Source organism: Peptoniphilus indolicus (genome assembly GCF_900454665.1).
Classification (GTDB): domain Bacteria; phylum Bacillota; class Clostridia; order Tissierellales; family Peptoniphilaceae; genus Peptoniphilus; species Peptoniphilus indolicus.
Genome location: NZ_UGTH01000001.1, coordinates 1,009,229 through 1,021,045, shown reverse-complemented (window position 1 = coordinate 1,021,045; position 11,817 = coordinate 1,009,229). Strand labels below are relative to the sequence as shown.

Genomic DNA, 11,817 nt, shown 5'->3' with positions numbered 1-11,817 from the left:
CCTATTTGCATGTAGATTTTATAAATTCACTAATTGCATTTGAATTAAACTCAATGGGTCTTCTTGAATCCACAAAGAAATCACAATAACTTATTAGACCGAGGCCATCGTTTAACCTAGACATAACATCAGTTATATCATCGCCTCTTTCAAGCATACGTTCTTTTAAAGTTGGGGCATCTAAAGTTAAACATATACAGTATGCTCCCATTTCTTTTAATTCTCTAACACCATTTACATCCAGTACTATTACGATATGTTCTTCTTTTGAGTTTACATATTTTTGTAAGCTTTGTTTTGGTACGCCGTACAAATTTCCTGAGTATTCAGTAACAGCTAATAGAGCGTTTTGTTCCAACATAGAATTGAATTCATCTTTAGTTTTAAAAAAATAGTCTATTCCATTAACTTCGCCATCTCTCATTGGTCGAGTTGTGCAGGTTATTATTCTTTTAAAGTCATCTCTTTTACTTAAAATATTTGCTTGTGTAGTTTTCCCGGAACCGGAGGGACCGGTGAGTATATATATCATAAACTTCCTCTTTATCTTTTTTAAAAAGTATATTTTAAGCTAAATTAAAAGTCAAGGTTGAGGAGCTTTCTCAAAAATCAAGAAAAATAGAAATTCCCGAGATTTCTCGGGAATAAAATAACTTAATTATTTGTTAACTACTGTAGTTGTTTCAAAAGCATCTTTGTGTAATTCTTCAACAGAGCTTGGAACTTCAACTTCAAAGATATTATTTTTTCTAAAAGCAAACATATTAATTTTCTTTAATGAACTTGGTAATTCAACTTTTTCAAGTGCATTTGCATAGAAAGATGATGTATCTATAAGTTCAAGTTTGTCATTAAATTCAACATTTGAAATGTTGTTAAGAGCGAAAGCACTTGGCCCGATATGAGTAAGTTCAGAAGGCAGTTTTAAAGAAGTTAATTTATTTCTATAAAAAGCGAAACCGTCTATTTTCTTTACTGAATCAGGAATAGTGATTTCAGAAATGTTGTTAACGCCAAAAGCATCATAACCAATTTCTTCAACTGTTTCAGGAATTTCAAAAGTAGATAACTTTCTACGGTAGAAACAGTTTTGTGCAATTTTTCTAATTGGAGTTCCATCTGGACCTTCCTTAGGGATAGGCATATGAGTAATACCTTCGTTTTTAATTTTGTCTTTACCTTGTCTTGTCATTCCAACAAGAGTGTCACCTTTGATAATAAAATCATCAAATTCAAATTGATTAGCCATGTAAACCTCCTAAAATATTCCATATGTAATCTTAAGTAAAAGTATATCACAAAGGGAATGGTAATAAAAGGCAATAACAAATTTAAGACTATCTTAACTTGTATGATATTTGACTAATTGTTATAATTTAATGCAGAAAGAAAGGTTGAACATCATGGAAACTAAAATTATAAAAGTAGATAATAAAATTACAGAAAACCAACTTAAAGATATAAAAGAAGTTTTTGACTTGGGTGGATTAGTAGTTTTTCCTACAGAAACAGTTTACGGCCTGGGAGCAGATGGATTGAATCCTGAAGCTTTGAAAAGAGTTTATAAAGCTAAGAACAGACCTGGAGATAACCCATTGATCCTACACATTGCAGAAACATCTCAATTAGAAGGTATCGTAGAAAATATTAGTGAAGATGCTAAAAATATGATGGAAATGTTTTGGCCGGGGCCATTGACTTTGATAATGAATAGGACTAAAGACGTTCCAAATGAAGCAACAGCAGGACTTGAAACAGTTGCGGTCAGAATGCCGGAACATGAAATTGCCAGAGATATACTTTCATATTGTAATAAACCTATTGCTGCACCTTCAGCGAATCTTTCAGGCAAACCTTCAACCACTTCTTTTGAAAGAGTATTTGAAGATTTAAATGGCAAGGTTGAAATAATAGTTGATGGAGGAAAAGCTTCAGTTGGAATAGAGTCAACAGTAGTGGACACCACAGTAAATCCTCCTTTGATATTAAGACCGGGTAAAATTACAAGAGAGGATTTGGAAGTAATAGTACCTAACATAGGTATTGATGAGTCAATTATATCTAAAGATGAATCGATAATTCCAAAATCTCCCGGTCAAAAGTATAAACATTATGCACCAAAAGCAGAAGCATATTGCTTTGTTGGGAACTTAGATAATGTTGTAAAAGAAATCAACAAGCGAATTGCCGAACAAAAGAACGAAAAAATAGCAGTGTTAGCCACAGATGAGACAATAGATGGCTACGAGGGAGCACACTTCATAACTTCCCTTGGATCAAGAGAAAATTTAGAAGAGATAGCATCAAATCTATTTGAAGATTTGAGAAAGTGCGATGATGAAAAAGTAGATATGATTTATGTAGAAGGCTTTGAGTTACGAGGCCTTGGAGTTAGCATTATGAACAGGCTTTTAAAAGCTTGTTCGGGTAGAGTAGTATTTGGACTTTAAAGGAGGAAATATGGGGAAATTAGTAGTTACAGACCATCCATTAATACAACACAAACTTACAATTTTAAGAGACAAGAATACATCATCTAAGGATTTTAGGCAATTGGTAACAGAAATGGCAGCTCTTATGGGGTACGAAGTTACAAGAGATCTAGAACTTAAAGATATAGAAGTAGAAACACCACTTGAAAAGACAATAGGAAAAGAAATATCGGGAAAGAAGATAGGTATTGTTCCAATATTAAGGGCGGGGCTTGGAATGGTTGATGGGGTTTTATCAGTAGTTCCGGGTGCAAGGGTTGGACATATTGGGATGTATAGAGATCCGGAAAGTTTAAAACCGGTTACTTATTATTCAAAATTCCCCAAAGATATAGAAGAGAGAACAATAATTCTATTAGACCCAATGCTTGCAACAGGGGGGTCGCTAATAGAAGCGATAGATGAAGTGAAAAGAGCAGGAGCAACAAGCATAAGAACGCTTAATATTTTAGCGGCGCCGGAGGGAATCAAAGCAGTTCAAGAAGCTCATCCGGATGTTGATATATATGTTGCATCAGTTGAGAGAGAACTTAATGATCATGCCTACATCTTACCGGGACTTGGGGATGCAGGAGACAGACTTTTTGGGACTAAGTAAGAGGTATTTGAAATGGCAGAACTCTTAAAACCTATTGTTCTGGCATTTTTAGTATCGCTTGCAATGACACCTATAGTCATAAAGCTTGCTAAAAAATTTGGGTTTTTAGACATACCTAAGGATGCCAGAAGAATGCACAACAAACCAATACCACTCTCAGGTGGGGTGGCAATGTATTTTGCCCTAATGATTGGAATGATTGTATTTTTAAAACTAAATAGAGAACTAATCTGCGTAATGCTAGGGGCAACATTAGTTTTACTATCAGGGCTTATAGACGATAAAACGGATATGAGCCCTAAGATGAAATTGTTGTTTCAGCTAACGGCAGCCGGGATACTGATATTTGGAAATGTTAGAGTAGAATTCTTTACAAATCCATTTCCGATAGGAGAGAGTGTAATATTTTTAGGAGCATTGTCAATTCCAATCACAATTTTTTGGATAGTTGGAATTACAAATACAGTTAATCTTATCGATGGAATGGACGGATTGGCAGCTGGTGTGTCATTGATTTGTTCGATTTCTCTAATGTTTATAGCGAATAAGTTTGGATACGGGAACATAGCTACAATAGCGGCTCTTTTGGCGGGGGCTTGTGCAGGATTTTTGCCGTACAATTTTAATCCGGCAAAGATTTTTATGGGGGATACAGGAGCCTTGTTTTTAGGGTTTATGTTGTCTTATATATCGATTGAAGGGATAATGAAATCAGCAGCTGCACTTACAATTATAGTGCCTGTGTTGATACTTGGAGTGCCGGTTTTTGATACAACATTTGCTATGGTAAGAAGAAAACTGAGCGGCAAAAAGATAATGCAAGCAGACAAAGGACATTTACACCATAGACTGCTGGCTTTAGGACTAACACAAAAACAAACCGTTTTAATCCTATATGTAATATCGGTTATATTCGGATTACTTGCAATAGTAGTAGCTGAAGTAGATGCTAAGATGGGACTTTTCATATCAGCACTGGTAATAGCGGCAATTATAGTTATGGGTATATTTAGTGGAATGTTTAAGTCCAAGGAGGAATAGATGAAAGTAATTTGTGTTTTTGGGACAAGACCTGAGGCTATAAAAATGGCTCCGATAGTTTTGGAACTTAAAAAGAGAAAAAATATAGAAACTATAGTCGCCGTAACAGGACAACACAGGGAAATGTTAGACCAAGTTTTGAAAATATTTAATATAGTTCCGGATTATGATATGAATATATTTAAACCCGGTCAAACTCTAACAGAAATAACGGTAAATTCATTATTGGGGCTTGAAGAGATTTTAGATAAAGAACAACCGGATTTGCTTTTAACTCAAGGCGACACTACAACAGTTTTTGCATCAGCAGTTGCGGCATTTTATAAGCAAATAAAAATAGGTCATGTTGAAGCGGGACTGAGATCAGGAAATTTGTATTCGCCATACCCGGAAGAGGCAAATCGCATGTTGACAGGAGTGTTGACAGATTTTCACTTCTGCCCAACAGATGGAAATAGACAAAACCTTTTAAGGGAAGGCTACAGTGATGATAAAATTTACATCACAGGTAATACAGTAATAGACGCTTTAAAAATAGCTATAAAAGAAGATTTTGTATTTGAAGATGATGTTTTAAACAATATAGACTATTCAAAAAAAGTAGTACTGTTGACTTCACACAGAAGAGAAAACATAGGCGAACCTATGGAAAATATATTTAAAGCTGTAAAAGAGGTTGTGAGAGAAAGAGAAGAAATAGAGGTTATATTCCCTGTTCATTTAAATCCAAAAGTTAGAGAGATAGCTAAAAAATATTTTGAAGAAGAAGAGAGAGTTCACATGATAGAGCCTCTTGACTATTTACCTTTCTCAAATTTGATGAACAAAGTCCACTTAGTATTAACTGATTCAGGTGGAGTACAAGAAGAAGCACCGGCACTTGGGAAACCTGTATTAGTTCTAAGAGAAGAGACAGAGAGAATGGAGGGTGTGGAAGCAAACACAGCCAGACTTGTTGGAACAAAATACGAAAATGTATATAAAAACTTTTTAGAACTAATAGATAATCAAGAAGCATATAATAAAATGGCGCACGCAGTAAATCCTTACGGAGATGGAAGAGCAGCAGTTAGAATAATAGATATAATTGAAAAGAAATTTTAGAGGAGCGAAAGCTCCTTTTTATTTGTCTTAAAGCTTGAAAATCAATACCTAATTAAAACTAAGTAGATGTTTAAAATAAAAAGCATATAAAGTTTAAAATAAACTATAAAAAAATTGGAGAGATTTATAATGATTTGTTTCAAAATAGGTAGTAAATTATCGTAAATTTGCAACATTTAATAAAAATATATTCGCAGTAATTTGGGTTTATATTTAACTTTTGATACTTATAAATTAGTAGAATAGTTTATATTAACCTTAACAACAAGAATGATATAAGCAAAAGTCGTGAAAGATATTTAGATAGTGTAATTTATACATAATAAATTTGATTAATTATACTAAAAATATGGCTCAAAAGCCGTTGACCCCGCGTTTGAATAATGATAACATCTATTTATAAGCAAATAAAATATTATTTAGAAACAAGAACGTATAATTAATGGAAATTGTATATTAATAGATTTTAGTTTAACTATAAGCGAAAATTTAACTAGAAGAAATAAAGTTTATAAAATCTAAAGGTACTATTGATAAAAATTGCATGGTCTTACTCTAAATAAAATTATGTCTAAGCATCTCAAAAACATTTATATATATATATATATATAAATGTTTTGTGAAAACAAAATTATATTGTATTTTGAAAATGGAGGTAGAAATGGAAAATCAAAGTAATCTAAGGAAGAAACTAGAAACTAAAAAGAAACCCAAATATGCAATGCGTAAACTAAGTGTTGGATTTGTGTCATGTATGTTAGGATTTGCTATTCTTTTTGGAGATGTTGCAACGGCAAGTGCAAATGGAGTGGGGAGTTTGTTGCTTGCTTCAAGTGGTATAGTAGAGTCACAAATAGATGATAAATTTACTCCGCCAACTCAAGTTGATGAAAGTAAAATTCCTGTAGTTTATTTCGTTAAAAATACTGAAAAAGGTATTGAAAAGGGAAAAGTTAAAGCGAATACAAGGGTTGAAGTAAGTGAGCTTAAGGAAGATAAAGCGCCAAGTAAAAAAGTGCTTAGAGTGCATCAAGGTGGATTTTGGGATAATGGAAAAAATAGTGAATCGGCATATGAACTTACACAAAAGGTATATAGTAATACAAACTATAAATTAGAATTTTCATATTTTGATGCAAAAAATGGGACTATAGGGATTAAGGGTGTTAGCGAAGTAAATGGTTCTGAGTTTAAAACTGGAAAGAGTGAAGGATATGAATTAGGGAAAACAAGTTCATATATTCCGAAAACTTATAATATCTTAACAAAAAATGATAAGAAAGTATATCAAGGGGATGAAGCAGCTGAAAATGCAATTTTTTATGCATATTTCAACAAAGGAACACCTAAGAAAGGGAATGATTTAGATATACGTGTAGTATATGCAAGATTGGTTCCTGCTACACCGGATTTGAAAATAAAACAAAGTATTATTCAAGTACCTCTAGGAAATAATAAGAATAAACAAGCTAGTTATATTTTAAAGGATATAGAAACTACTACTCTTAAAGATCTTCTTAATAGTGATAAACCTGGAGAAGGAATCGTAGTGGATGCGAACAACAACGAAAATCCTGTACCAGCTACTTTAGGAGATGTTGTTAAAGATAATCAAATTACAAAAGCCGGAGATTCTTTTGAAGTAAGTTTAACGGCAGAAAAATGGGGACAAAAATTAAAAGATGGTAAAATTCAAGTAGTGTTCTATGATGAAGAAAGTTATGACAAAGCTGCACATGAACCTAAAGATATAGTAGCGGAACCAGAAACAAAATTAGTAGAAGGAACAGGAAAATCAGGGGATATTATTGTTGTAAAAGATAAAAATCAAACTGAAATAGGTCGTGGAATAGTCAGTTCAGATGGAAAATTCTCAGTTGCTGTAAATAGAGAATTGAAAGAACAAGAAGTTCTTGAATTAAAAGCTGTGACAGGGAAAAGTGAAAGTAGTACTGTTGAAGCAACTGTAAAACCAGTAATTAGAGAATTAAAAGCGCCAGCAGATGTCGTAAAAGTAGAAGATCCGGCAAACTTAAGCGAAGAAGAACAAAAACAAATCAAAGAAGCTGTTCTAAAAGCAAATCCAGATCTTGGATTAACACAAGATAATATCAAGGTAGATCCGAAGAGTGGAAAAGTAACAGTAGATACAGAAAAGGTTAAAGCAGAACTAGAGCCGGGAAAAGTACTTGTTAAGAAAACTGCTCCAGTAATTAGAGAATTAAAAGCGCCAACAGATGTCGTAGAAGTAGAAGATCCGGCAAACTTAAGCGAAGAAGAACAAAAACAAATCAAAGAAGCTGTTCTAAAAGCAAATCCAGATCTTGGATTAACACAAGATAATATCAAGGTAGATCCGAAGAGTGGAAAAGTAACAGTAGATACAGAAAAGGTTAAAGCAGAACTAGAGCCGGGAAAAGTACTTGTTAAGAAAACTGCTCCAGTAATTAGAGAATTAAAAGCGCCAGCAGATGTCGTAAAAGTAGAAGATCCGGCAAACTTAAGCGAAGAAGAACAAAAACAAATCAAAGAAGCTGTTCTAAAAGCAAATCCAGATCTTGGATTAACACAAGATAATATCAAGGTAGATCCGAAGAGTGGAAAAGTAACAGTAGATACAGAAAAGGTTAAAGCAGAACTAGAGCCGGGAAAAGTACTTGTTAAGAAAACTGCTCCAGTAATTAGAGAATTAAAAGCGCCAACAGATGTCGTAAAAGTAGAAGATCCGGCAAACTTAAGCGAAGAAGAACAAAAACAAATCAAAGAAGCTGTTCTAAAAGCAAATCCAGATCTTGGATTAACACAAGATAATATCAAGGTAGATCCGAAGAGTGGAAAAGTAACAGTAGATACAGAAAAGGTTAAAGCAGAACTAGAGCCGGGAAAAGTACTTGTTAAGAAAACTGCTCCAGTAATTAGAGAATTAAAAGCGCCAACAGATGTCGTAAAAGTAGAAGATCCGGCAAACTTAAGCGAAGAAGAACAAAAACAAATCAAAGAAGCTGTTCTAAAAGCAAATCCAGATCTTGGATTAACACAAGATAATATCAAGGTAGATCCGAAGAGTGGAAAAGTAACAGTAGATACAGAAAAGGTTAAAGCAGAACTAGAGCCGGGAAAAGTACTTGTTAAGAAAACTGCTCCAGTAATTAGAGAATTAAAAGCGCCAGCAGATGTCGTAAAAGTAGAAGATCCGGCAAACTTAAGCGAAGAAGAACAAAAACAAATCAAAGAAGCTGTTCTAAAAGCAAATCCAGATCTTGGATTAACACAAGATAATATCAAGGTAGATCCGAAGAGTGGAAAAGTAACAGTAGATACAGAAAAGGTTAAAGCAGAACTAGAGCCGGGAAAAGTACTTGTTAAGAAAACTGCTCCAGTAATTAGAGAATTAAAAGCGCCAGCAGATGTCGTAAAAGTAGAAGATCCGGCAAACTTAAGCGAAGAAGAACAAAAACAAATCAAAGAAGCTGTTCTAAAAGCAAATCCAGATCTTGGATTAACACAAGATAATATCAAGGTAGATCCGAAGAGTGGAAAAGTAACAGTAGATACAGAAAAGGTTAAAGCAGAACTAGAGCCGGGAAAAGTACTTGTTAAGAAAACTGCTCCAGTAATTAGAGAATTAAAAGCGCCAGCAGATGTCGTAGAAGTAGAAGATCCGACAAACTTAAGCGAAGAAGAACAAAAACAAATCAAAGAAGCTGTTCTAAAAGCAAATCCAGATCTTGGATTAACACAAGATAATATCAAGGTAGATCCGAAGAGTGGAAAAGTAACAGTAGATACAGAAAAGGTTAAAGCAGAACTAGAGCCGGGAAAAGTACTTGTTAAGAAAACTGCTCCAGTAATTAGAGAATTAAAAGCGCCAGCAGATGTCGTAAAAGTAGAAGATCCGGCAAACTTAAGCGAAGAAGAACAAAAACAAATCAAAGAAGCTGTTCTAAAAGCAAATCCAGATCTTGGATTAACACAAGATAATATCAAGGTAGATCCGAAGAGTGGAAAAGTAACAGTAGATACAGAAAAGGTTAAAGCAGAACTAGAGCCGGGAAAAGTACTTGTTAAGAAAACTGCTCCAGTAATTAGAGAATTAAAAGCGCCAGCAGATGTCGTAAAAGTAGAAGATCCGGCAAACTTAAGCGAAGAAGAACAAAAACAAATCAAAGAAGCTGTTCTAAAAGCAAATCCAGATCTTGGATTAACACAAGATAATATCAAGGTAGATCCGAAGAGTGGAAAAGTAACAGTAGATACAGAAAAGGTTAAAGCAGAACTAGAGCCGGGAAAAGTACTTGTTAAGAAAACTGCTCCAGTAATTAGAGAATTAAAAGCGCCAGCAGATGTCGTAAAAGTAGAAGATCCGGCAAACTTAAGCGAAGAAGAACAAAAACAAATCAAAGAAGCTGTTCTAAAAGCAAATCCAGATCTTGGATTAACACAAGATAATATCAAGGTAGATCCGAAGAGTGGAAAAGTAACAGTAGATACAGAAAAGGTTAAAGCAGAACTAGAGCCGGGAAAAGTACTTGTTAAGAAAACTGCTCCAGTAATTAGAGAATTAAAAGCGCCAGCAGATGTCGTAAAAGTAGAAGATCCGGCAAACTTAAGCGAAGAAGAACAAAAACAAATCAAAGAAGCTGTTCTAAAAGCAAATCCAGATCTTGGATTAACACAAGATAATATCAAGGTAGATCCGAAGAGTGGAAAAGTAACAGTAGATACAGAAAAGGTTAAAGCAGAACTAGAGCCGGGAAAAGTACTTGTTAAGAAAACTGCTCCAGTAATTAGAGAATTAAAAGCGCCAGCAGATGTCGTAGAAGTAGAAGATCCGACAAACTTAAGCGAAGAAGAACAAAAACAAATCAAAGAAGCTGTTCTAAAAGCAAATCCAGATCTTGGATTAACACAAGATAATATCAAGGTAGATCCGAAGAGTGGAAAAGTAACAGTAGATACAGAAAAGGTTAAAGCAGAACTAGAGCCGGGAAAAGTACTTGTTAAGAAAACTGCTCCAGTAATTAGAGAATTAAAAGCGCCAGCAGATGTCGTAAAAGTAGAAGATCCGGCAAACTTAAGCGAAGAAGAACAAAAACAAATCAAAGAAGCTGTTCTAAAAGCAAATCCAGATCTTGGATTAACACAAGATAATATCAAGGTAGATCCGAAGAGTGGAAAAGTAACAGTAGATACAGAAAAGGTTAAAGCAGAACTAGAGCCGGGAAAAGTACTTGTTAAGAAAACTGCTCCAGTAATTAGAGAATTAAAAGCGCCAACAGATGTCGTAAAAGTAGAAGATCCGGCAAACTTAAGCGAAGAAGAACAAAAACAAATCAAAGAAGCTGTTCTAAAAGCAAATCCAGATCTTGGATTAACACAAGATAATATCAAGGTAGATCCGAAGAGTGGAAAAGTAACAGTAGATACAGAAAAGGTTAAAGCAGAACTAGAGCCGGGAAAAGTACTTGTTAAGAAAACTGCTCCAGTAGAACCTGGAGAAGAAGAAATAAAAATAAATGTTCCATCTTCTAAGATTGTAGTACGAGACCCTAACAGGTTAACAGATTTAGAAAAAGATTTAATCAAAGAAGCTGTTAAGAAAACAAATCCAACAATTGATTCAAATAGTATCAAAGTTGATGATAGAGGAAATGTAACTATTAGAGAAAATGGAAAAGATAGAGTAGTATTAACTCCATCACAAACAATAATAGATGGAAGAGATAACTACAGACCAGAACCTCGTGAAAGAGACGGAAACGACAACAACTATAACGCAGGCTCAATAGACTTTAGATTTGTAAAAGCCCCAGCAGAAAAGAGGGGAGAAAAAGCTCAAGTTGTAGCTCCAAAGAAAGAAGAAGCAATAGCAAAAGTAATAGGAACACACAAAGCATACATCTTCGGATACAAAGATGGAAGTGTGAGACCATATGGAGAAATAACAAGAGCAGAAGCAGCTGCAATGGTAGCGAGATTAATGGGATACTCATTAACAGATATGTCTCAACCAGCATTCGCAGATACTCAAAGCGCATGGTATAACCAATATATCAACGCAGTAGTAAAAGCAGGAATAATGTCAGGCTACCCAGATGGAACATTCAAGCCAAACGAATATATAACAAGAGCAGAATTTGCACAAATTCTAAAGAACTTAGATAAAGCAAATACAGCAGTATCACCATTTGGCGATGTAAAAGGGCACTGGGCAGAAAAAGCAATTGACCAAGCATTCGCAAACCAAAGAATCAAAGGATACGAAGACGGAACATTCAAGCCGGAAAAGAGCATAACAAGAGCAGAAGTAGTAACAATACTAAACAGAATGCAAAACAGAACTCTTGGGAAAGAAAACCTACCATCAGACGTATCGAAATTCTCTGACTTAGACGAAAACGCATGGTACTATTTAGATATGGTTTCAGCAACTAATTCTTATGAATACGCAAAATCAAAAGAAAAAGCTGATGGAACACATCAAATGGTTAAGGTTATTTCCGAAAAGTAAGAGCTTTTAAAAATAAAAGTTTATGATTGTCCTTAAATAAAACTCCAAAAATATATAAACTTTGAATGGAG

7 protein-coding genes are annotated in these 11,817 nt (G+C 34.4%); 5 read left to right on the top strand and 2 right to left on the bottom strand.

Annotated features, from left to right (window positions below; genetic code table 11):
- Position 1: 1 nt before the first annotated feature.
- Positions 2-532 (bottom strand): guanylate kinase, encoded by a 531-nt coding sequence (locus DYE58_RS04955; protein WP_004820304.1) that lies wholly within the window; start codon positions 530-532, stop codon positions 2-4.
- A 126-nt stretch (positions 533-658) separates the two neighbouring features.
- The gene (locus tag DYE58_RS04950; protein WP_004820306.1) at positions 659-1,249 is read right to left on the bottom strand and encodes a leucine-rich repeat domain-containing protein; all 591 of its coding nucleotides are present in this window, start codon (positions 1,247-1,249) and stop codon (positions 659-661) included.
- A gap of 154 nt (positions 1,250-1,403) precedes the next feature.
- Here DYE58_RS04950 and DYE58_RS04945 point away from each other — a divergent pair, with 154 nt between their 5' ends.
- From DYE58_RS04945 to DYE58_RS04925, 5 genes are all read left to right on the top strand, one after another.
- Positions 1,404-2,450, top strand: coding sequence for an L-threonylcarbamoyladenylate synthase (locus tag DYE58_RS04945; protein ID WP_040552259.1), 1,047 nt, complete (start codon positions 1,404-1,406; stop codon positions 2,448-2,450).
- Between the two features lie 10 nt (positions 2,451-2,460).
- Positions 2,461-3,090 (top strand): uracil phosphoribosyltransferase, encoded by a 630-nt coding sequence (upp, locus tag DYE58_RS04940; protein WP_040552261.1) that lies wholly within the window; start codon positions 2,461-2,463, stop codon positions 3,088-3,090.
- 12 nt (positions 3,091-3,102) lie between these two features.
- On the top strand, positions 3,103-4,131 hold the full coding sequence (locus tag DYE58_RS04935; protein ID WP_004820313.1) for a glycosyltransferase family 4 protein: 1,029 nt from the start codon (positions 3,103-3,105) through the stop codon (positions 4,129-4,131).
- The gene (gene wecB, locus DYE58_RS04930) at positions 4,132-5,235 is read left to right on the top strand and encodes a non-hydrolyzing UDP-N-acetylglucosamine 2-epimerase (RefSeq protein ID WP_004820315.1); all 1,104 of its coding nucleotides are present in this window, start codon (positions 4,132-4,134) and stop codon (positions 5,233-5,235) included.
- Between the two features lie 661 nt (positions 5,236-5,896).
- Positions 5,897-11,746 carry an S-layer homology domain-containing protein gene (locus tag DYE58_RS04925; RefSeq protein WP_172463320.1) on the top strand — a complete coding sequence of 1,950 codons (5,850 nt, stop codon included), beginning with the start codon at positions 5,897-5,899 and terminating at the stop codon, positions 11,744-11,746.
- Positions 11,747-11,817: the final 71 nt, after the last annotated feature.